Below are 22,078 nucleotides of genomic sequence, written 5' to 3' on the forward strand. Positions count from 1 at the left end.
TAATTGCTGCTTTGCGCCAGAACTCGTAGAGGAACCTGCGGTTCCCCAGGTCAACGGGCATCCAGGGACCGAGACGGGTTGTCCCCCGGGCGAGACTCCCGGATAAAATGGCCCGCGGGTCCGCCCGGAAGCGCCCGGCGCGGACCCGCAACCGATCAGCCAGCAGCCGCTGCAACCGTGGGGAGCGATGTGTCCCGCCGTCTTTTCACCTCGGAGTCCGTTACCGAGGGTCACCCCGACAAGATCGCTGACCAGATCAGCGACGCCATCCTCGACGCCCTGCTCAAGGACGACCCGCACTCGCGGGTCGCGGTCGAGACACTGATCACCACCGGCCAGGTGCACGTGGCCGGCGAGGTGACGACCTCCGGTTACGCGGACATCGCGACCCTCGTGCGGAACAAGATCCTCGACATCGGGTACGACTCGTCGAAGAAGGGCTTCGACGGCGCCTCCTGCGGCGTCTCGGTCTCCATCGGCGCCCAGTCGCCGGACATCGCCCAGGGCGTGGACACCGCGTACGAGAGCCGCGTCGAGGGCTCCGGCGGCGACGACCTCGACTTGCAGGGCGCCGGCGACCAGGGCCTGATGTTCGGCTACGCCTGCGACGAGACGCCCGAGCTGATGCCGCTGCCCATCCACCTGGCGCACCGGCTGTCCGCGCGGCTCAGCGACGTCCGCAAGAACGGGACCATCCCCTACCTGCGCCCCGACGGCAAGACGCAGGTCACCATCGAGTACAACGGCGACAAGGCGGCCCGTCTCGACACCGTCGTGGTCTCCTCGCAGCACGCCTCCGACATCGACCTCGACTCGCTGCTGACGCCCGACATCCGCGAGTTCGTCGTCGAGCCGGAGCTGAAGGCCCTCCTCGACGACGGCATCAAGCTGGACACCGAGGGCTACCGGCTGCTGGTCAACCCCACCGGCCGGTTCGAGATCGGCGGCCCGATGGGCGACGCCGGCCTGACCGGCCGCAAGATCATCATCGACACCTACGGCGGCATGGCCCGCCACGGCGGCGGCGCCTTCTCCGGCAAGGACCCCTCCAAGGTCGACCGCTCCGCCGCCTACGCCATGCGCTGGGTCGCCAAGAACGTCGTCGCCGCCGGCCTCGCCGCCCGCTGCGAGGTGCAGGTGGCGTACGCGATCGGCAAGGCCGAGCCCGTCGGCCTGTTCGTCGAGACCTTCGGCACCCACACCGTCGCCGTCGAGAAGATCGAGGACGCCCTCTTCGAGGTCTTCGACCTGCGCCCGGCCGCCATCATCCGCGACCTGGACCTGCTGCGCCCGATCTACTCCCAGACCGCCGCCTACGGCCACTTCGGCCGTGAGCTGGAGGACTTCACCTGGGAGCGCACCGACCGCGTCGACGCGCTGCGCAAGGCCGCGGGCATCTGAGCGCCCGCTCCGGGACGTATGCGGCGGGCCCGTCCGCATGACCGGCCGCCGTACGCGGGCGACGCGGCCTTGCGGCACGGCGCGATACCGGGGTCGCGGCCCCGGAGACGATGTGCGGGACGGCCCCGGGCCCCGGACCCCGGTCCGGGGCCCGGGGCCGTCCGGCGGGCATGCGGCCGGGGTGTCCGCGGCGTCTGGTAGGACGGAGAGGTGAGCAGCGAGGACGGCCGGGACGCGGCACCCGAGGGGGCGGAACAGCTCGCGCTCATCCGGGAGACCGTGCGCAAGGCCAAGGGCCCCCGCGCCCGGCCGCGTACCTGGCGCGGTGCCGCGCTGGCCGAGGAGCTGCCCGTCGCCCGCGTCCTCGTCGACAAGGGGCTGCTGCACCTCGACCGCCTCTTCGACTACGCCGTGCCCGCCGCCATGGACGCCGAGGCGCGCCCCGGCGTGCGCGTGCGCGTCCGCTTCGGCGCCGGCGAGCGCGAGGGGCGCAGGGAGGGCGGCGGGCTGATCAACGGGTACGTGGTCGAGCGCCGCGCCGACAGCGACTTTCCCGGCGCCCTCGCGCCGATCGCCCAGGTCCTCTCGCCCGAGCCCGTCCTGGGGGCGCAGCTCCTCGGCCTCTGCCAGGCCGTCGCCGACCGGTATGCCGGAGCCCTCGCCGACGTCGTCCAGCTCGCGCTGCCGCCGCGGATGGCCCGCGCCGAGAAGAAACCCTCGCCCGATCCGCTTCCGCCGCCCCCGGCCCCCGGCCCCGGAACCTGGGCGCGCTATGCCAACGGGCCCGAACTGCTCGCCGCGCTGGCCGAGGGCGGCGGCCCGCGGGCGGTGTGGACGGCGCTGCCCGGGCCGGAGTGGCCCGACGAACTGGCGCGCGCGCTGGCCGCCACCCTGGCCGCCGGCCGCGGCGCCCTGGCCGTGCTGCCCGACGGACGGGCCGCCGCCCGGGTCGACGAGGCGCTGACCGCCCTGGTCGGCCGCGGCCGGCACGTGCTCCTCACCGCCGACGCCGGCCCCGAGGCGCGCTACCACCGCTGGCTCGCCGTCAGCCGCGGCGCCGTCCGCGGTGTCGTCGGCACCCGGGCCGCCGCCTTCGCGCCCGTGCGGGACCTCGGGCTCGCCGCCATCTGGGACGACGCGGACACCTCCCACGCCGACGACCGCGCCCCGCAGCCGCACGCCCGCGAGATCCTGGCTCTGCGCGCCGCCCGCGAGCACACCGCGCTCCTCGTCGGCGGCCACGCGTGCAGCGTCGAGGCCGCTCGCTACGTCGAGAGCGGCTGGGCCCAGCCCGTCGCCGCGCCCCGCGAGACGGTGCGGTCCGCCGCTCCGCTCGTCCGCACGGTCGGCGACAGCGAGCAGGCCCGCGACGCCGCGGCCCGCGCCGCCCGGCTGCCGACGCTCGCCTGGCAGGTCGCGCGGGAGGGGCTGCGGTCGGGCCCGGTCCTGGTGCAGGTGCCCCGCCGCGGCTACGCGCCCCGGCTGGCCTGCGCCCGCTGCCGGACGCCCGCGCGCTGCGTGCGCTGCGCCGGGCCGCTGGTCGGCGAGGGCCGCCGGGAGGCGCTGGTGTGCGGCTGGTGCGCGGCGCGCGAGCACGCCTGGCGCTGCCCCGCATGCGGCGGCACGCGGCTGCGTGCCCAGGTCGTCGGCGCCCGGCGGACCGCGGAGGAGCTGGGGCGGGCGTTCCCGTCGGTGCCGGTGCGCACGTCCGGCCGCGATCATGTACTGGCACAGGTGCCGGACGCCCCGGCGCTGGTCGTGAGCACGCCGGGCGCCGAGCCGGTCGCCGAACACGGGTACGCGGCGGCGCTGCTGCTCGACGGCTGGGCGCTGCTCAACCGCCCGGACCTGCGGGCCGGGGAGGAGGCGCTGCGGCGCTGGCTGACCGCCGCCGCGCTGGTCCGCGGGTCGGCCGCCGGCGGGGTCGCGGCGGTGGTCGCCGACCCGGCGCAGCGGCCGGTGCAGGCCCTGGTGCGCTGGGACCCGGCGGGCTTCGCCCGCACCGAGCTGGAGGAGCGGGCGGAGCTGGGCTTCCCGCCGGTGTCCCGGATGGCGGCGGTCTGGGGACCGGGGGAGGCGGTCACGGCGTTCGTCGGCGACGCGGGACTGCCGCCGTCGACGGAGGTGCTGGGCCCCGTACCCGTGCCGGAGGCACCCGCGGGGGTGCGGGGAGGAGCGGGCGGAGGCCCGGCGCCGGGGGAGTCGTGGGAGCGGGTGCTGCTGCGCGTCCCGCCGGGCCACGGAGCGGCCCTGGCGGCGGCCCTCAAGGCGGCGCAGGCCGCACGCATGGCCCGCCGCACGGGCCCGCCTCTGCGGATCCGCATCGACCCCCCGGACATCGGCTGAGCCGAGCCCCGCCGGGAGTCTGCGCCGGGCGCGCACAGCGGCACCTTGACCAACGCGCGGCGCGGTAGGTGCCGGCCGGGCGACCTCCACGCCGGTCCGGCCCGCCGCCCACGGCTTTCGGCCCTCCGCCCGCCGGCCTCAGGACTGCGTGATCGCCACCGCGTCCGTCGGCTGGGCCGGTGCCGCCCTGCCCGGAGCCGGCCGGGCCGCGGGCACGACCGGGAGCGTTCCGGACGGCAGCCGGGACTCTCCGGCGGTCTCGGCGGCGCCGGCCTCGCGGGGCGGCTGCTGGGCGCGGCGGGCACCGTAGCGGCGGTGCACCGCCTGCTTCGTGACGCCCAGCGCCGAGCCCACCGCGTCCCAGGAGAAGCCGAGCGAGCGGTCGAAGTCGACGGCCGCGGTCACCAGCGTCTCGACGCTGTCCCGCAGCTCCTGGGCGAGCCGCACCGTGGGCGCCGGGGCCCGCCCGTACACGACGAAGCCCGCGGACGGGCCCGTCCGCCGGGGGCGGTAGACGTTGCCAAGCTGGGCGGTGAGGGTGCGCAGCGCGTCGACCTGCCTGCGCACCCTTTCGATGTCCCGCACCAGGAGCTGCAGGCTCGCCCGCGCCTGGGCGTCGTGGCTTGCGTGGTCGGCCATGGAGAAGCCTCTCGAACCGGCGTCGTACGGATCGGGCTGCGGAGCGGCCCGTTTCGGTCACTTTTCACTTTCCTGCCTGAAGCAACGCGACACTTACCCGGCGGTCACGGGTCGGGGGCGCGCGCTCCGCGCCCGGGAGCGTGCGGCTGACCGCACGCCCCGGGCGTATCCGGACCCTGGCATTCCGACCGTGCCCGCCCCCGCGCCGGCCTGCGCCGGGTCCTAGACTTGGGCAGCTATGCCGCCGCCACGCCGTACGGCGACCCGCCCCCTGTTGCCGCCGAGAGGACCCGCACCGCACATGAGGCTCGTTTTCGCCGGTACGCCCGAAGTCGCCGTCCCCGCCCTCGACGCCCTCCTCGCGTCGGACCGGCACGAGGTCGTCGCCGTCGTCACCCGGCCCGACGCGCCGGCCGGGCGGGGCCGGCGGCTGGTGGCGAGCCCCGTCGCGCAGCGGGCCGAGGAGGCCGGCGTCGAGGTGCTGAAGCCCGCGCGGCCCAGGGAGCCGGAGTTCCTGGAGCGGCTGCGCGCCATCGCCCCCGACTGCTGCCCCGTCGTCGCGTACGGCGCGCTGCTGCCGAAGTCCGCGCTCGACATCCCCGTCCACGGCTGGGTCAACCTGCACTTCTCGCTGCTGCCCGCCTGGCGCGGCGCCGCACCCGTGCAGCACGCGATCCTCGCCGGCGACGAGGTGACCGGAGCGACCACGTTCCGCATCGAGGAAGGCCTCGACTCCGGGCCGGTCTTCGGGGTGGTCACCGAGCAGGTGCGGCCCACCGACACCAGCGGCGACCTGCTGACCCGGCTGGCCATGGCCGGAGCGGGCCTGCTCGTCGCCACGATGGACGGGATCGCGGACGGCAGCCTGCAGGCCGTGCCGCAGCCCACCGAGGGCGTGACATCGGCGCCGAAGATCCAGGTGGCGGACGCGCGGCTGGACTTCGCCGCGCCCGCGCTGCGCGTCGACCGGGTGGTCCGCGGCTGCGCACCGGCGCCCGGCGCGTGGACGACGTTCCGCGGCGAGCGGCTGAAGGTCCGCTCGGTCGTCCCGCGCCCCGAACGCACCGATCTGGCGCCGGGCGAGCTGGCCGTAACGAAGTCCGCGGTGCACGCGGGCACCGGTTCGTACGCCGTGGAGCTGCAGTGGGTGCAGGCCCAGGGCAAACGGCCGATGGCGGCGGCGGACTGGGCGCGCGGCGTGCGGGTCACCTCCGGCGAACGCCTCGGCGACGGCCCGGAGCCCGCCGGGGCGTAGGCTTCCGGTGTCAGCAACTGCCAGTCCCGGAGCACATGTCACGTGAGCGACCAGCCGCGCCGTCGCCGGCCAGCGAAGCCCTACCGCAGGCCGCGGAAGGACCCCGTTCGGATCCTCGCCTACGACGCGCTCCGCGCGGTCGACGAGCGCGACGCCTACGCCAACCTCGTGCTGCCGCCCATGCTCCGCCAGGCCCGGCAGCGCGACGGCTTCGACGCCCGGGACGCGGCACTGGCCACCGAGCTGGTCTACGGCACGCTGCGCCGCCAGGGCACGTACGACCGGATCATCGCCGCGTGCGTCGACCGCCCCCTGCGCGAGGTCGACCCCGAGGTGCTGGACGTCCTCAGCCTCGGCGCCCACCAGCTCCTCGACACCCGCATCCCCGCGCACGCCGCGGTCTCGGCGACGGTGGAGCTGGCGCGCGTGGTGCTGGGCGACGGGAGGGCACGGTTCGTCAACGCCGTGCTGCGCAGGATCGCCGCCCGTGACCTCGACGCCTGGCTGGCCGAGGTGGCGCCGCCCTACGACGAGGACCCCGAGGAACACCTGGCCGTCCTCCACTCCCACCCGCGGTGGATCGTCTCCGCGGTCTGGGACGCCCTCGGGGGCGGCCGGGCCGGAATCGAGGAACTGCTCGCCGCCGACAACGAGCGGCCCGAGGTCACCCTCGTCGCCCGCCCCGGCCGGGCCACGCCCGCGGAGCTGAGCGGCCCCGACACCCTGCCGGGGCGCTGGTCCCCGTACGCGGTACGGCTGGCCGAGGGCGGCGACCCCGGCGGGCTGGACGCGGTGCGCGACGGGCGGGCCGGCGTGCAGGACGAGGGCAGCCAGCTCGTCACGCTGGCGCTGGCGAACGCGCCGCTGGAGGGATCCGACACCCGCTGGCTCGACGGCTGCGCGGGCCCCGGCGGCAAGGCGGCGCTGCTGGCGGCGCTGGCCGCGGAGCGCGGCGCGGCGCTGGTGGCGGCCGAGAAGCAGCCGCACCGGGCCCGGCTGGTCGCCCGCGCGCTGGCCGGCAACCCGGGCCCGTACCAGGTCGTCGTCGCCGACGGCACCCGCCCGGCCTGGCGGCCCGGCGGCTTCGACCGCGTCCTCGTCGACGTCCCCTGCACGGGCCTGGGCGCCCTGCGCCGCCGCCCCGAGGCCCGCTGGCGCCGCCGCCCCGAGGATCTGGAGGGCTTCGCCCCGCTGCAGCGGGCGCTGCTGGGGGACGCACTGCGGGCGGTACGCACCGGGGGAGTCGTCGGCTACGTCACCTGCTCCCCGCACCCGGCCGAGACCCGCGCCGTCGTCGACGACGCGCTGAAGGCGGCCGGTGCCCCCGCCGCCGAGCTCCTCGACGCCCGCCCGCTGCTGCCCGGCGTACCGGACCTCGGCGACGGGCCCGACCTCCAGCTCTGGCCGCACCGCCACGGCACCGACGCGATGTACCTCGCGCTGCTGCGGCGCACGGGCTGAGGCCCCGACCCGCGGCTCCCGGGCGGCGGCTCCGGCACCGGCACCGGCGTCCCCGGCCCGTCGCGGGCATGGCAGGCTGGGGGTATGGCAGTCCAGATCAACCCCAGCATCCTGTCCGCCGATTTCGCCCGTCTCGCCGAGGAGGCGGACGCCGTCTCGGGCGCCGACTGGCTTCACGTCGACGTCATGGACAACCACTTCGTGCCGAACCTGACGCTGGGCGTCCCGGTCGTCGAGTCGCTGCGCCGGGCCACCGACACTCCTCTCGACTGCCACCTGATGATCGAGGAGCCCGACCGCTGGGCCCCCGCGTTCGTGGACGCGGGCGCCGGCTCCGTGACCTTCCACGCCGAGGCCGCCGCCGCGCCCGTGCGCCTGGCGCGCGAGCTGCGCGCGAAGGGCGCGCGGGCCGCGATGGCGCTCAAGCCCGCCACCCCGGTCGAGCCGTACGAGGATCTGCTGCCCGAGCTGGACATGCTGCTGGTCATGACCGTCGAGCCGGGCTTCGGCGGCCAGGCGTTCCTGGACATCATGCTGCCGAAGATCCGCCGCACCCGTGAGCTGATCGCCAAGCACGGCCTGGAGCTGTGGCTGCAGGTCGACGGCGGGGTCTCCGCGGAAACCATCGAGCGGTGCGCCGAGGCGGGCGCGGACGTGTTCGTCGCGGGCTCCGCGGTGTACGGGGCCGAGGACCCGGCCGCCGCGGTCCGGGCCCTGCGCGCGCAGGCGGCGGCCGCCGGCGAGGGGGCGGCCTGGGCGACGGGCTGCCGTTAGCGTCCGCGTACCACCGGAACACCCCCGCGCCCGCGGTCCGCGGTCTCCCGGAGCCGGTACCTCCGGGCCCGGATCGTGAAAGTATTGAGGAAGCAGCGCTGTCGAACAGCGCCGCCGGGGAGAGCAAAGGAGATTTCGTGTCGACGGGCCGGACGGCTGCGCGGATGGGACCCGCGGAGCTGGTGCAGGCGGCGGCGATGGCCCGCCGCTTCTACCTCGAGGGCAAGTCCAAGATCCAGATCGCCGACGAGTTCGGCGTCAGCCGCTTCAAGGTCGCCCGGGTGCTGGAGACCGCGCTCGAACGCGACCTGGTACGGATCGAGATCAGGGTCCCCGCCGAGCTGGACGCCGACCGCTCCGACGCCCTGCGCGCCCGCTTCGGCCTGCGGCACGCCGTCGTCGTGGAGGCGCCGGCCGACGCCGTGCCCGACACCCGCGACCCGGAGAACCTCGGCGGCGTCGCCGCCGACCTGCTCGCCGAGCTGGTCACCGAGGGTGACGTGCTGGGTCTGGCCTGGGGCCGGTCCACGATCAACATGGCCCAGGCGCTGCACCGGCTGCCCCCGTGTACCGTCGTCCAGCTCACCGGCGTCTACGACGCGGGCACCGCCGAGCGGGGTTCCGTGGAGGCGGTGCGCCGCGCCGCGGAGGTCGCCGGCGGCGAGGCCCACCCGATCTATGCGCCGATGCTGCTGCCCGACGCCGCCACCGCCACCGCGCTGCGCAGCCAGACCGGGGTGGCCCGCGCCTTCGAGTACTTCGACAAGGTGACCGTCGCCGCCGTCTCCATCGGGTCCTGGGAGGAGGGCATCTCCGCGATGCACGACATGCTCTCCGAGGAGGAGCGCGCGCACTACGCCTCGCTGGGCGCCGCCGCCGAGATGTCCGCCCATCTCTTCGACGCCGAGGGCCGGCGCATCGGCCGCGACCTGGGGGAGCGGTGCATCACCGTCGAGGCGGACCGGCTGCGCCGGATCCCCGAGGTGGTCGCCATCGCCGGCGGCGCGCGCAAGCGCGAGGCCATCGTGGCGGTGCTGCGCTCGGGCCTGGTCACGAGCCTGGTCACGGACACCGTCGCCGCGGACTACCTGCTGGACGAGGTGGCGCCGGGCCCGCGGCCCGCGCTGGACCGCGCCGACCCGGACGACCTGTAGCCCTCCGGCCCGCTCCTCAGTCCGCCCGTGTCTGCAGCGAGCCGGTCAGCACGCCCGGGATCTGGGAGCGCGAGGTGAAGCCGAACTTCGCGAGGATGTGCTCCACGTGCGCGTCCACCGTGCGCTTGGAGATCACCAGCTTCTCGGCGATCTCCCGGTTCGTCAGCCCCCGGGCCACCAGCCCCGCCACCTGCCGCTGCCGCGGGGTGAGGCCGTCGCCCGCACCGGGCGGCTGGGCCGGGACCGCGGGGGCGGCCGGCGCCGCCTCGTCGGCGAGCGCCACCGCCACGGCGGCGTCGGTGGGCAGCCGGCCGCCCTCGCGGAACGCGGTGTCGTAGCCGTCGTTGCCCAGCGCCTCGCGCGCCGCGTCCGCCGCGCTGTCGTGCAGGTCGTGCAGGACGGCGATGCCGAACCTCGCCTCCTTGACCGCCCGGCGCCACAGCGCGTCCGCGGCGCCCTGCAGCGCGGCCACCCGCTCGAAGTGCCGCAACTCCGCGGCGCGCCACGCGAAGCCCTCCAGGAAGTGCGCGATGCCCATCAGGTCGTGCAGCACCGCCTTGGCGCGGATGCCCTGCCGGGCGCACTCGATGCTCTCCAGGTGCTCGCCCTTCAGCCACAGGCCGATGCTCTTGACCCACAGCGCCCAGCCGCGCGACCACAGCTCGGCGGGGGTACCCGCGTTGCGCCTCAGCGAGTCCTCGCTGAGCGCGATGCCCTCGCCCGTGCCGCCGTTGAGAACGTGGAAGAAGCCCGCGATGAAGCCGCTCATCAGCAACCCGGTCTCGTCGCCCTGCTCGGCCAGCTCCCGCCGGGCCGCCTCGAAGCCCTCGGCGACGCCCGCGGTCCGGCCGCGGAAGTAGCGGGAGTGGTGCCGGAAGGTACGGGTCCAGGCGAGCCCCGTACGGTCGTCGATGCGCAGCGCGATGGCCTCGGCCTCGTCCAGCAGTGCGAAGGTGTCGCCGCGCTCGCCCTGCATGTCCATGAACCACGAGGTCAGCCAGAGCGCCTTGACCCGCTCCCGGCGTTCCTCGGGGCACCGGTCGAGGGCACGGCGCAGCCAGTAGCGGCCCTCGGTGAGGAGCCCGGTGCAGTGCCAGTAGCCCCACAGCATCGTGGCCATCTTCAGGCCCGAGGCCCCGTCGCCCGGGTCGGTGACGCAGAACTCCAGCGCGACCCGTATGTCCGCCTGGTCGCGCACCATCTGCCGCAGCAGCACGGACTGCCGGTCGCCGGTCCACTCGGCGTCGAACAGCCGCGCCCGGCGCAGGAAGTGGTCGCGGTGCCGGCGCCGGGTCCGCTCCGCCTCCGCGCCGGGGCCGAGCTGTTCGAGCCCGAACTCGCGGATGGTGTCGAGCATCCGGTAGCGGGTGCCGTCCTCGGACTCCACCCGCAGCACCACGGACTTCTCCACCAGCCCGATCAGCGCGTCGAGCACCCCTTCGACGGGCAGCGCCCCCTCCGCGCCGACCGCCTCGGCGACGTCCAGGCTGAACTCCCCGGCGCACACCGCGAGCCGGGACCACAGCAGCCGCTCGGGCTCGGTGGACAGCTCGTAGCTCCAGCCGATGGTGGTACGCAGCGTCTGGTGCCGCGGCACGGCGGTACGGCGGCCCCCGGTGAGCAACTGGAAGCGGTGGTCGAGCCGGTTCAGCATCTCCTCGGGGGAGAGCACCCGCAGCCGGCTGACGGCCAGTTCGATGGCGAGCGGGATGCCGTCGAGGCGGCGGCAGAGCGCGAGGACGTCGGCGCGGTTGTCGTCATCGACGGTGAAGCCGGGCACGGCCGCGGCGGCCCGGTCGGTGAACAACTGCAGCGCGTCGTCGGCGCGCCCGGACTCAGCGACGGCCAGCGGCGGTATCGGCAGGATGTGCTCGCCGGCGACGTCCAGGGGCTGCCGGCTGGTGGCGACGACGTGCAACCGCGGCGCGGCCCGCAGCAGATCCTCGACGAGCACGGCGCAGGCGTCGACCAGGTGCTCGCACGTGTCGAGGATGAGCAGCGCCGACTTGTCCCTGAGGTACGCGGCGAGCGCGTCCTGCGCCGGCAGCGCGGTCTGCTCCGGAAGATCGAGCGCGGCGGCGACGGTGTTGGGCAGCAGGCGCGGGTCGGCGAGCGCGGACAGCGGGACGAGGGTCACGCCGTCGGGGAAGCGCGCGCGCAGCCGGTGCGCGCCGCGCACCGCGGTGCGGGTCTTGCCGACTCCGCCGGGCCCGGTGAGCGTGACCAGGCGGGCCTGTTGCAGACAGGAGTCGAGCAGCGCGAGTTCCCGGCGGCGGCCGACGAAGCTGGTGGCTTCGGCGGGCAGCTCACCGGCGCTGCGGTTCCTCATCGTGGTCCCCCGGAGGTCGGTGACCGGCTGGCGATGTACAAGCGACGACGGTAGGGGTCGCGGGGGCGGGGGTCGGAGCGGGATCGCGGGATTCAGCCGAACGGGGGGCGCGCGTCGGTACGATGCCCGCCGGGTGGAAGAGGGGCGCGAGCCGGACGCTCCCGTGCCGGCCCTCGGTTCCCCGGCCGCCACCCGGGCGCCGGGCCGCGCGGACGATCTCGTACAGTGTCGGCCGACCCTGCCGAGGAGCGCGCATGACGGCCGAAGCCCGCCGTACGGACCCCGCCCTCGGCACTCCCGCACCCGCGGCCGGCCGGGCGGCGGGCGGATCGCGGCGCTGGATGTGGCTGGCCGCCTGGCCGGTCGTCGCCGCCCTCGCCCTGTCCAACGAGCCCGCGCCGCTCTACGTGCTGTGGCAGGGTCGGTTCGGCTTCTCCGCCGCCACGATCACGCTGATCTACGCCGCCTACATCGCCGGCCTGCTCGTCACGCTGACCTTCGCCGGCACGCTGGCCGACCGGTACGGCCGCAAGCCGGTGCTGCTGCCGGGGCTCACGCTGTCGCTCACGGCCGCCGTGCTCTTCGCCACCGCGCAGTCGGTCGCCGTGCTGGGGGTGGCCCGGTTGCTCAGCGGGTTCGCGGTGGGCGCGGTGCTGGCGGCGGGGATGGCGGCGGTGGCCGACCTCGCGCCGCCGGGGCAGAAGCAGCTCGGCGGGCTGATCGCGTCCGCTTCGATGGTCGGCGGGGCGGCGCTGGGGCCGATGCTCGCCGGGGTGCTGTCGGAGACGCTGCCGCACCCCACCACGCTGGTCTTCGTCGTGCAGGCGGGGCTGTTGGCGGTCGCGCTGGCGGTGGTGGTGCGGATGCCGCTGGCCCGCCCGGGGGCGCTGCCGGGCGGGGCGGCCGACGCCGGACCGGGGGACGGGGGAGCGGAGGATCCGGCGCCCCGGCGCGCACGCCGGCTCGTGCGCATCCCGTCCGTCCCCCGCCCGCACCGCCGCACGCTGCTGATGAGCCTGGCCGTCCTCGCCCCGGGCATGACCGCCACCGGCTTCGTGCTCTCCCTCGGTCCGTCCCTGCTGGCCGAGCTGCTGGACAGCGACAACCGCGCGCTCGCCGGCGGCATGATCTTCCTGCTCTTCGCGGCGGCCACCGGCGTGCAGTTCGCGGTGCGGACCCTGCGGGTACGTGTCCTCTTCATCCTCGGCGCCGTCCTCACCACCGCGGGCATGGTGGCCCTGGTGCTGGCCACCGCCCTGACCTCGGTGCCGCTGCTGCTCGCCGCCGCCGTGCTGGCCGGGCTCGGCCAGGGCAGTGCGCAGCTCGGCGGGCTCAGCACCCTCAGCGCCCGCATACCGGGCACCCGGCTCGCCGAGGCCAACGCGGCACTCACCGGCGGCGGTTACCTGATGGCGGGGGTGCTGCCGGTCGCCGCCGGGTACCTCAGCGACGCGCTGGGCCTGACGACGGGCACCACGGTGTTCGGCATCGCCGTCGCGGTGCTGGTGACGGCGGGCGCGGTGGCGGCGACCCGCCGCTGAGCCGCCGGAACCGCCCGCGGGGGCTCACCACTCCGCGTACGACCCGTCCGGGTGCCGCCACACCGGGTTGTGCCAGCTCTCCGCCGAGCCGTCCGCGGCCCGTACCGCCCGCTCGTCGATCTCGACGCCCAGCCCCGGCCCGTCCGGCCGCCGCAGGTGCCCGGCGTGGAAGCGGAAGACCTCGGGGTCGGCGACGTAGTCGAGCAGTTCCGCGCCGGTGTTGTAGTGAATGCCGATCGACTGCTCCTGGATGAGGAAGTTCGGCGTGCAGAAGGCGAGTTGCAGGCTCGCCGCCAGCGCCAGCGGCCCGAGCGGACAGTGCGGCGCGATCGCCACGTCGAAGGTCTCGGCCAGCGAGGCGATCCGCCGGCACTCCGAGATCCCGCCGGCGTGGGAGAGGTCCGGCTGCAGCACCGCGACGCCCGCCCGCAGCGCCGGCAGCATCTCGCCGCGCGAGAACAGCCGTTCGCCGGTCGCCACCGGCAGCGTCGTCGCGCCGGTGACCCGCTCCAGCAGATGCGTGTACTCGGGCAGCACCGGCTCCTCCACGAACATCGGCGCGTACGGCTCCAGCACCCCGATCGCCCTGATCGCACCGGCCGCGGAGAACCGCCCGTGGAAGTCGACGGCGAAGTCCCCCTCCGGGCCGAGCGCGTCGCGGGCCGCCTCCGCGCGCGCGGCGACGCGGCGCAGCTCCGCGACGTTCGGCAGCCGCTCCATCCGCCCGGAGCCGTTCATCTTCACCGCCGTGAACCCGGCCTCCACCTGCGCGGCGACCTGGTCGCGCACCTCGCCGGGGTCGTCGCCGCCGACCCAGCAGTACGCGCGGGCGCGCTCGCGCACCGGTCCGCCGAGCAACTGGTGCACGGGCGCGCCGAACGCCTTGCCCGCGAGGTCCCACAGCGCCTGGTCGAGCCCCGCGACGGCCGAGGAGAGCACCGGACCGCCGCGGTAGAAGGAACCCTTGGTCATGAGCTGCCAGTGGTCCTCGATCCGCAGCGGGTCGGCGCCGAGGAGGAACTGCTCGGCCAGTTCGTGGACCGCCGTGCGGACGGTCGCCGACCGGCCCTCCACGACCGGCTCGCCCCAGCCCACGAGGCCGTCGTCCGTCTCGATCCGGCAGAACAGCCAGCGCGGCGGCACGGCGAAGGTCTCGACGCGGGTGATCCTCAACTCGTCACTCCTTGACGCTGCCCTCGGTCAGCCCGGTCCGCCAGAAGCGCTGGAGGACGAGCATCGCGACGGCCAGGGGGATGACGGAGACGAAGGCTCCGCCGATGGTGTACTGCGTGAGTTCGGGCACCCGGTCCGCGGCCTGCTGCCAGGTGACCAGCCCGAGGGTGATCGGGTACTTCCGGTCGTCGGAGAGCATCACCAGCGGCAGGAAGTAGTTGTTCCAGATGTGGACGAACTGGAAGAGGAAGACCGTCACCAGCGCCGGCGTCATGATCCGCAGCACCAGTGAGAAGAAGATCCGGCCCTCGCCCGCGCCGTCCACGCGCGCCGCCTCCAGCAGCGAGTCGGCCACCGCCGCCTCGGCGTAGATGCGGCACAGGTAGACGCCGAACGGGCTGACCACGCTGGGGATCAGGACCCCCCAGTAGGTGTTGGTCAGCTCCAGCTTGCTGAACATCAGGTAGAGCGGCAGCGCCAGCGCCGTCGAGGGCAGCAGCACGCCCGCCAGGACGAACCTGAACACCGCCTCGCGGCCGGCGAAGCGGTACTTGGCGAGGGCGAAGCCGGCCGCGGCGGACAGCAGCGTCGCCACCACCGCGCCCACGCCCGCGTAGAGCAGGGAGTTCAGCGCCCAGCGCAGATAGACGTGCCCGTCGTAGGCGAAGATCCGGCCGAGGTTGTCCCACAGCCGCGGGTCGTCGAACCACAGGCCGAAGGAGCCGTAGAGGCTGTCGTTCGACTTGGTGGCCGCGACCACCAGCCAGTAGACCGGCAGCAGGAAGTACAGCGCTGCGGCCGTCAGGACCGCGACGAGGACGATACGGCCGGGGCGCGGCGCCCGGGGCCGCCGGGGCGCCCGCGGGCCGGGCCCGGGCCCGTCGGCCGGCGGGGTGCGGGTCGTGGTGGTCGTGCCGGTGGCGCTCACCGCTCGCTCCTTTGCTTGCGGGTGACCAGGCTGAGGAAGCCGAACGACAGCAGCATGGCGACGACGGCGAGGATGACCGACTTGGCCGCCGCCAGATACAGGTTGGCGTTCGCGAAGGCGTCGAAGTACGCGCTGAGATTGGGGGTGTAGTCGGTGGTCACGGCCGGGGCGACCTTCTTCAGCACCAGCGGTTCGGCGAAGAGCTGCATCGTTCCGATGATGGAGAAGACGGTGGTCAGCACGAGCGCCGGGCGCACCATCGGGATCTTGATGCGCAGCGCCGTCTGCCACGGCCCGGCGCCGTCGATCCGCGCGGCCTCGTACAGCTCCTGCGGCACCGACTTCAACTGCGCGATGATGATCAGCATGTTGTAGCCGGCGAACTCCCAGATGACGATGTTGGCGATCGACCACAGCACGCTGTCGTAGCCGAGGAAGTCCGGCTGGAAGCCGAGGTCGCCGAGCACGTCGTTGACCGGGCTGACCCCGGGCACGTACAGGAAGCCCCACAGGATGGTGGCGATCACGCCCGGGATGCCGTACGGCAGGAAGTACGTGGCCCGCAGCAACCCCGCCCAGCGGTCGGACACCTGGTCCAGCAGCAGCGCGAGCACCAGCGCCAGCAGCAGCATCACCGGCACCTGCACGATGCCGAAGAGCAGCACCCGGCCGAAGCCCTCGACGAACGTCTCCTGCCGCAGCGCGAGGGAGTAGTTCTCGAAACCGGCGAAGCCGACGGACGGCTCGCCCAGGCCCATGGGGCCGCTGCGCTCGACCTTCAGCAGGCTCTGGTAGACGGCGTAGAGGATCGGCACGATCATCGCGAAGAGGTACAGCGCGAGGAACGGGCCGAGGAACGCCCATGCCTTGCGGTCGGGGCGGCTGCCCCGCCTGCGGCGGGCGGTGGATGAGGACCGGCCGGAGCCGGGCTTCACGGAGGTGCTCATCGCGCGCTCCTCGCCTTCAGTCCCTTGGCCTTGAGGTCGTCCACGAACTTGCCCTCGGCGTCCTTCAGGGCGTCCGCGAGCGAGCCGTGGCCGGCGAAGACCCGGCCGAAGCCGTCCTGGATGTGGGCGTACGACTGTGTCGTCGTCGGCCCGAAGCGCCAGGAGGTGTCGACGTTCCGGTCGGAGAGCTGGAAGACCTCGTTGTAGCGCTGGCCGCCGAAGAACGGGTCGGGCTTGCCGAGCGCTGAGTCCGCCAGCTCGATCTTCGCCGCCGGCCAGCCGTAGCCGGCGGCGATCAGCAGGTCGACCGCCTGGGGGTCGGTGTTGAGCCAGTGCGCGAACTCCAGCGCCTCGACCGGGTGCCGGCTGCCCTGCAGGATCGCGGTGGACGAACCGCCCCAGTTGGACGAGACGTGCGTGCCGCGCTCCCACTGCGGCAGCTCGGCGACCCGCCACCGCCCCTCGGTGCGGGGCGCGTTGCCGCGGATCAGCGCGTCCCACCACTGCGCTCCCGGCCAGGAGGCGAGCTGGCCGGTCTGCAGCCCCTTGAAGAAGGCGGACTGCGAGTCCTGGAGGGGCGCGACGAGCCCGTCGGAGATCATTCCGTCCCAGAAGTCGGCGACCTCCAGTGACTCCGGGCCGGCCAGGTCCACCACCCAGGTGTCGTCCTCGGTGCCGACCCAGCGGGCGCCGCGCTGCCAGGCGAAGGAGGAGAACCACTGGGCGTTGGCGGGCGGGAAGGCGGAGATGAGGGAGCCGCCGCCGCGCTTCTTGATCTTCACGGCGGCGGCCCGGTACTCGTCCCAGGTCGCCGGGACGTCGATGTCCCACTTCTCGAAGAGGTCCTGGCGGTAGAAGAGGCCCATGGGGCCGGACGCCTGCGGGATGGCGTACGTCCGGCCGGCGAAGACGCCCTGCTGCCACTGCCAGTCGACGTAGGCGTCCTTCAGCTTGTCGGCACCGTACTCGCTCAGGTTCGTCAGGCCGTTGACGAGCATGAACTCGGGCAGCGCGTAGTACTCCACCTGCGCCAGGTCGGGCGGGTCGCCCGCGGTGAGGGAGGCGTGCATCTTCTGGTAGCCGCCGGAGGTGTTGGCGGGCACCGTCTGCACGTCGACCTGGACGTCCGGGTTCTGCTCGTTCCACAGCGCCACGGCCTTCTGCAGCGGTACCCAGGTCCAGAAGGTCAGCGTGACCTTCTGGCCCGGCCTGCGCTCGGTCGCCTCGGTCATGCGGGCCGCGCCGACCTTCTCGCCGCAGCCCGCCAGGGCGGGCACGGCCGCCGCCGCGGCGCCCCATGCCAGGGCCTCTCTCCGGGTGGGCATCCGACCTCCTTGTCAGTGCGTCTTCGCGGTGCTGCCGGACGGCGGCTCAGTGCTGCAGGACGACGACCCCGCGGGCGGGCAGGTCGACCGAGGCGACGGGACCGGCCCCGGGGCCGGCGCCGTCACCGACGAGGGCGCGCATCGGCGCGGGCAGGGTGACGGTCGCGGCGTCCTCGCCGTGGTTGAGCAGGAACACAAAGCGCTCGCCCGGCCCGTCCGCCCCGTCCGCGCTCTCGCGCACGGCGGCCTGCACGCCCGCCGGGAGCTCCGGCAGCACGGGCGTCACCCCGGCCGCGGCACGCACCCGGTCCACCAGGGTCCGCATCGCCGCCGCTGTGAGCCGGGTGCCCGCGTACCAGGCGGCGCCGTCCCCGTACGCGTGCCGGGTGACCGCGGGCCGGCCGGCCAGCTCGCCGGCGCCGAACGCGGCGACGGCGGTGGCGCCTTCGAGGTCGATCGACTCCGACCACAGGTCGCCGGTACCGGTGAGCGAGCCGGTCAGCGGCAGGCTGTCGTCCTCGGCCAGCGGCCAGAACTCCTCCACGCGCAGGCCCAGGACCTCGCGCAGCGGCGCCGGGTAGCCGCCGGTGTGGACGCGGTCGCAGTCGTCGCAGATGCCGGTGAAGTACGAGACGAGCAGGTGCCCCCCGGCGCGTACGTACGCGGTCAGCCGGGCCCCCGTCTCCGGGCTCATCAGGTACAGGTTCGGCACGATGACGAGCCGGTACCCGGACAGGTCGCGGTCCGGCGGCACGACGTCGCACGGCACCCCCGCCTCGAAGAGCGGCTTGTAGTGCCGGCGCAGCGTCTCGGTGAAGTCCAGATCCGCGGATGGGTGCGAGCCCTGCTCCAGCGCCCACCAGCTGTTCCAGTCCGCGAGCAGCGCCACCTCGGTGCGGGCCCGCGAACCGGCGAGCTGCGGGACGGCGCCCAGCTCCCGGCCCAGCGCGCTCACCTCGCGGAAGATCCGGGTGTCGGTGCCGGCGTGCGGGACCATCGCCGAGTGGAACTTCTCGGCGCCGCCCGGGGTGGCGCGCCACTGGAAGTACAGCACCGCGTCCGCGCCCTGGGCGACGGCCTGCCAGCTCCACAGCCGCATCGAGCCGAACGGCTTGGGGCTGTTGCGCCGCCGCCAGTTGACGGCACTCGGCGCCTGCTCCATCAGCATCCACGGCTGCCCGCGGCCCGCGGAGCGGGTCAGGTCGAAGGCCAGGCCGGCGCCGATGTGGGTCTCCGGGTCGTTCGGGTCCTGGTAGTAGTCCAGCGCCGTGACGTCCTCGTGCGCGGCCCACGAGAAGGCATCGACGGCCTTGTGAAGCGGCAGGTGGTTGGTGGTGACCGGCACGTCGGGGGTGATCCGGCGCAGCGCCTTCTTCTCGGCGAGGTAGCACTGCAGCAGGGCGTCGTCGCAGAAGCGGGCGTAGTCCAGCTCCTGGGCCGGGTTGGGGTGGGTGGGGGTGGTGCGCGGCGGCAGAACCTGCTCGAAGGTGTCGTAGCGCTGCGACCAGAAGGTGGTGGCCCAGGCGGTGTTGAGCGCCTCGACGGTGCCGTAGCGCTCCCGCAGCCAGCGGCGGAAGTCGGCGGCGGAGACGTCGCAGTAGCACCGCGGGTTGGAGCAGCCGTACTCGTTGCCGATGTGCCAGCTCTCCAGGGCGGGATGGGTGCCGTAGCGGGTGGCCAGCTCGGTGACCAGGCGGACGGCGTGCTCGCGGTAGACAGGGCTGGAGGGGCAGAAGTGCTGGCGCGAGCCGGGCCACTTGCGGACACCGTCGGCGTCCTGCAGCAGGATCTCGGGGTGCCGCTCGCTCAGCCACGGCGGCGGGGAGGCGGTCATGGTCGCCAGGCAGACCCGTATGCCGGCGCCGTGCAGGTCGTCCAGCACGCGGCCGAACCAGTCGAAGTCGTACGCACCGGGCCGCGGTTCGACCAGCGCCCAGGAGAAGATCCCGGCGGTGACCATGGAAACCCCGGCTTCCTGCATCAGCCGGATGTCCTCGGCCCTGACCGCCTCGGGCCAGTGCTCGGGGTTGTAGTCGCCGCCGAAGTGGATGCGCTCCACGCTGCCTCCGCCCCTCTTGCTCAATTCTTAAATTACGAATTAACCTTGCTGGGCAAGGTAGAAGTGCCGCGGCAGATCCGTCAACACCCGGAGCGTGACCTCGTGACACCAGCCGGAGCCACGCAACTCCCGCACACCGCCCGCTTCGGCGGTCGCACCGCCGTGGTCACCGGCGCCGCCGCCGGCATCGGCGCGGCCATCGCCCGCCGGCTCGCCGCGGAGGGCGCCGCCGTCGTCGTCGCCGACATCGACGGCGACCGGGCGGAGGCGGCCGCCGAGGAGATCCGCGCCGCGGACGGCACGGCCGCCGCCGTCGCCGCGGACGTGGCCGGGGAGGACGGCTGGGCGCGGATCACGGCCGTGGCCGGGGACTTCGGGCCCGTCGGCGTTCTGGTCTCCAACGCCGTCGCCGTCGACGTCGCCCCCGCACACGAGACGTCGCCCGCCTCCTGGCGGCGCCAGGTCGACGTCGGGCTGACGGCCGCCTTCCTCGGATTCCGCGCCTGCCTGCCCGGCCTGCGCGCGCAGCAGGGCGCCCCCGGCGCCGCGGTGCTCGTCTCCTCCGTGCACGCCAGGCACGGCATCCCCGGCCACCCCGCGTACGCCGCCGCCAAGGGCGGGCTGCTGTCGCTGGCCGGCCAGCTCGCCGTCGAGTACGGCCCTTCGGTACGGGTGAACACGGTGCTGCCCGGCCCGGTGCTCACCCGGCTGTGGGACCGTGTCCCCGAAGCGGACCGCCATGCCAGCGCGGCGCAGACCGCGGCCGGGCGGCTGGGAGCGCCGGAGGAGGTGGCTTCCGCCGTCGCCTTTCTCGCCTCGCCCGAGGCGTCCTACGTCACCGGCGCGAGCCTGGTCGTCGACGGCGGCTGGAGCGTCGTAAAGTCATCCGCCTGAAACGGACGCGCCGGAGGGCGCCGGTCCACGGGAGCAGGAACGTGAGGGAGGAGCGAGCGGCCATGTCGGGTTACGCCCGTCGCGGGGTGCACGGGCAGACGGTGGAGACGCTCGCGCACCGCGTTCTCAGCGGCGAGATCGCCGAGGGCGCGACCCTCGACCTCGCCGCACTCCAGAGTGAGCTGGGCGTCAGCCTCACCGCGCTGCGCGAGTCGCTGAAGGTGCTGGCGGCCAAGGGACTCGTCGATGCCCGGCAGAAGCGCGGCACGTTCGTCCGGCCGCGCGCCGACTGGCATCTCCTCGACGCCGACGTGCTGCGCTGGCGCTTCGAGACCGCGGGCCGGCAGCAGGGCGAGGGCGCCGCCGCGCGGGCCGCCTCCCCGCTGCTGCGCGACCTGGACGAGGTGCGCGGCATCGTCGAGCCGGCGGCGGTGAGGCTCGCCGCGGTGCGCCGCACCGCGGCGGACCTGACCGCCCTGGACGCGGCGCTCGCCGCGATGGCCGGCGCGCGGGACGCGGCGGCCGGCGCCGTCGCGGCGGACCTCGCGTTCCACCGCGCCCTGCTGGCCGCCTCGCACAACGAGCTGCTGGAGCGCATGGATCTGGTCATCACCAGCGGACTGGCCGCTCGCGACCGCCTGGTGCACGGCCCCGGACACCACCCGCAGGATCCCGTGCCGGGTCACCGCGCCGTGCTGGAGGCGATACGCGCCGGGGACCCCGACGCCGCGGAGTCGGCGATGCACCGGCTCCTCGCCCAGGCGGCGCGGGACCTGGCCGAGCTGTCCGCGGCACCCGCGACCGAACCCCCGCCGTCGCCCGAGCGGTCGGCGACGGAGCGGGCGGCCGGGGCGTAGCCCGTACACCGGGTCCGTCCACGGGTGCGCCCCGCCGCACGGTGGGATCCGCGCGACGGGGCGGCAGGAGACTCACCGCGGGCCCGGGGCCCCGGGCGTCAGTACCAGTTGTTGGCCTGCCAGAACTCCCAGGCGCCGCACGGGCTGCCGTAGCGGTCGTTCATGTAGTCCAGGCCCCACTTGATCTGGGTGACCGGGTTGGTGCGCCAGTCGGCACCGGCCGAGGCCATCTTGTCGCCCGGCAGTGCCTGCATCAGACCGTACGCGCCGGAGCTGGGGTTGGTCGCGGTGTGGTCCCAGCCGCTCTCCCGCTCCACGATGTTGCTGAAGCAGGTGAACTGGTCCGCGGGTACGATCTCCCGCGCCGCCGCCTGGATGCCGGACTCGGTGGTCGGGACACTCGCCTGCGACGCCTCGGTGGCGCCCCCGGAACTCCCGGCGGACGACGAGCCGTTCGGATCGATGGACTTGCCGACCTTGCCGCCCTGGGTGTCGACCCGCAGCTCGGTGCCGACCTTCAGTGCGGCCGGGTTGTCACCGATGGCCTTCTCGTTGTCGACGTACACCCGCTGCCAGCCGCCGGGCACGTCGTACTCCGCGGCGATCTTGGCCAGCGTGTCGCCGGCGCCGACGGTGTGCTGGAGGTAACGCTGCTGCTTCTTCTCGCTCTTGGCGGCCGTCCGGTCGGCCTCGGCGGGCTTGCTCTCCGCCTTGTCCCCGCCCAGGTCCAGCTCCTGGCCCGGGAGGATCAGGTGGGGATTGTCCCCGATGGCTTCCTTGTTGGCCTCGTACAACTTCTGCCAGTCGGGCCCGAAGCCGTTGTCCTCGGCGATCTCCGAGAGGGTGTCGCCCTTCTCGACCGTGTAGGCGTGCGCGGCGGTCGCCGCGAGACTGCCGGCGACGGGCAGGGCTATGCCCACTCCCGCGGCGGCGGCGTAGCGGCGGGTGGAGCGCGACTTGGGCGCGCGCCGGGTGCCGGTTCCGGCCATGGTGGC

17 protein-coding genes are annotated in these 22,078 nt (G+C 74.6%); 9 read left to right on the top strand and 8 right to left on the bottom strand.

Going from position 1 to position 22,078, the window contains the following annotated elements; genetic code table 11:
• The first annotated feature begins 189 nt into the window (after positions 1 to 189).
• Both metK and I003_RS0100585 read left to right on the top strand, forming a co-directional pair.
• A complete protein-coding gene (metK, locus tag I003_RS0100580) occupies positions 190 to 1,401 on the top strand; it encodes a methionine adenosyltransferase (protein WP_027769683.1) in 1,212 nt (403 codons plus the stop codon).
• 210 nt (positions 1,402 to 1,611) lie between these two features.
• A complete protein-coding gene (locus tag I003_RS0100585; protein WP_027769684.1) occupies positions 1,612 to 3,747 on the top strand; it encodes a primosomal protein N' in 2,136 nt (711 codons plus the stop codon).
• 138 nt (positions 3,748 to 3,885) lie between these two features.
• On the opposite strand, the gene I003_RS0100590 is transcribed toward I003_RS0100585, so the two are convergent.
• On the bottom strand, positions 3,886 to 4,386 hold the full coding sequence (locus I003_RS0100590; RefSeq protein WP_027769685.1) for a hypothetical protein: 501 nt from the start codon (positions 4,384 to 4,386) through the stop codon (positions 3,886 to 3,888).
• Positions 4,387 to 4,687: 301 nt separating this feature from the next.
• Between I003_RS0100590 and fmt the strand changes: the two genes are divergently transcribed.
• From fmt to I003_RS0100610, 4 genes are all read left to right on the top strand, one after another.
• Positions 4,688 to 5,641 (top strand): methionyl-tRNA formyltransferase, encoded by a 954-nt coding sequence (fmt, locus tag I003_RS0100595; RefSeq protein ID WP_027769686.1) that lies wholly within the window; start codon positions 4,688 to 4,690, stop codon positions 5,639 to 5,641.
• Positions 5,642 to 5,683: 42 nt separating this feature from the next.
• Positions 5,684 to 7,102, top strand: coding sequence for a transcription antitermination factor NusB (locus I003_RS0100600; protein WP_027769687.1), 1,419 nt, complete (start codon positions 5,684 to 5,686; stop codon positions 7,100 to 7,102).
• An 84-nt stretch (positions 7,103 to 7,186) separates the two neighbouring features.
• Positions 7,187 to 7,876 (top strand): ribulose-phosphate 3-epimerase, encoded by a 690-nt coding sequence (gene rpe, locus I003_RS0100605; protein ID WP_027769688.1) that lies wholly within the window; start codon positions 7,187 to 7,189, stop codon positions 7,874 to 7,876.
• 164 nt (positions 7,877 to 8,040) lie between these two features.
• On the top strand, positions 8,041 to 9,030 hold the full coding sequence (locus tag I003_RS0100610) for a sugar-binding domain-containing protein (protein ID WP_027769689.1): 990 nt from the start codon (positions 8,041 to 8,043) through the stop codon (positions 9,028 to 9,030).
• A 16-nt stretch (positions 9,031 to 9,046) separates the two neighbouring features.
• Here I003_RS0100610 and I003_RS0100615 read toward each other — a convergent pair whose 3' ends face one another.
• Positions 9,047 to 11,359, bottom strand: coding sequence for a LuxR C-terminal-related transcriptional regulator (locus I003_RS0100615; protein ID WP_027769690.1), 2,313 nt, complete (start codon positions 11,357 to 11,359; stop codon positions 9,047 to 9,049).
• Positions 11,360 to 11,613: 254 nt separating this feature from the next.
• Between I003_RS0100615 and I003_RS0100620 the strand changes: the two genes are divergently transcribed.
• Positions 11,614 to 12,900 (top strand): MFS transporter, encoded by a 1,287-nt coding sequence (locus I003_RS0100620; RefSeq protein ID WP_027769691.1) that lies wholly within the window; start codon positions 11,614 to 11,616, stop codon positions 12,898 to 12,900.
• Between the two features lie 24 nt (positions 12,901 to 12,924).
• Here I003_RS0100620 and dgoD read toward each other — a convergent pair whose 3' ends face one another.
• Genes dgoD through I003_RS0100645 form a run of 5 tightly spaced genes read right to left on the bottom strand, consistent with a single transcriptional unit; the run spans position 12,925 to position 19,332 of the window.
• Complete coding sequence (gene dgoD / locus I003_RS0100625) at positions 12,925 to 14,073, bottom strand: galactonate dehydratase (protein ID WP_027769692.1); 1,149 nt, start codon at positions 14,071 to 14,073, stop codon at positions 12,925 to 12,927.
• Positions 14,074 to 14,077: 4 nt separating this feature from the next.
• A complete protein-coding gene (locus I003_RS0100630) occupies positions 14,078 to 15,001 on the bottom strand; it encodes a carbohydrate ABC transporter permease (RefSeq protein ID WP_027769693.1) in 924 nt (307 codons plus the stop codon).
• Positions 14,998 to 15,948: a carbohydrate ABC transporter permease gene (locus I003_RS0100635; protein ID WP_027769694.1), complete on the bottom strand. Its 951-nt coding sequence runs from the start codon at positions 15,946 to 15,948 to the stop codon at positions 14,998 to 15,000. The genes I003_RS0100630 and I003_RS0100635 overlap by 4 nt, the downstream gene beginning before the upstream one ends.
• Positions 15,945 to 17,273 carry an ABC transporter substrate-binding protein gene (locus I003_RS0100640; RefSeq protein ID WP_027769695.1) on the bottom strand — a complete coding sequence of 443 codons (1,329 nt, stop codon included), beginning with the start codon at positions 17,271 to 17,273 and terminating at the stop codon, positions 15,945 to 15,947. The genes I003_RS0100635 and I003_RS0100640 overlap by 4 nt, the downstream gene beginning before the upstream one ends.
• Positions 17,274 to 17,319: 46 nt before the next feature.
• Positions 17,320 to 19,332, bottom strand: a complete 2,013-nt coding sequence (locus I003_RS0100645; RefSeq protein ID WP_027769696.1) for a beta-galactosidase — start codon at positions 19,330 to 19,332, stop codon at positions 17,320 to 17,322.
• A 102-nt stretch (positions 19,333 to 19,434) separates the two neighbouring features.
• Between I003_RS0100645 and I003_RS0100650 the strand changes: the two genes are divergently transcribed.
• Positions 19,435 to 20,226, top strand: coding sequence for an SDR family oxidoreductase (locus I003_RS0100650; protein WP_027769697.1), 792 nt, complete (start codon positions 19,435 to 19,437; stop codon positions 20,224 to 20,226).
• Between the two features lie 62 nt (positions 20,227 to 20,288).
• Positions 20,289 to 21,083 (top strand): FCD domain-containing protein, encoded by a 795-nt coding sequence (locus I003_RS0100655; protein ID WP_027769698.1) that lies wholly within the window; start codon positions 20,289 to 20,291, stop codon positions 21,081 to 21,083.
• Between the two features lie 98 nt (positions 21,084 to 21,181).
• On the opposite strand, the gene I003_RS0100660 is transcribed toward I003_RS0100655, so the two are convergent.
• On the bottom strand, positions 21,182 to 22,072 hold the full coding sequence (locus tag I003_RS0100660; RefSeq protein ID WP_027769699.1) for an aggregation-promoting factor C-terminal-like domain-containing protein: 891 nt from the start codon (positions 22,070 to 22,072) through the stop codon (positions 21,182 to 21,184).
• Between the last annotated feature and the right edge of the window lie 6 nt (positions 22,073 to 22,078).

Source organism: Streptomyces sp. CNQ329 (genome assembly GCF_000482585.1).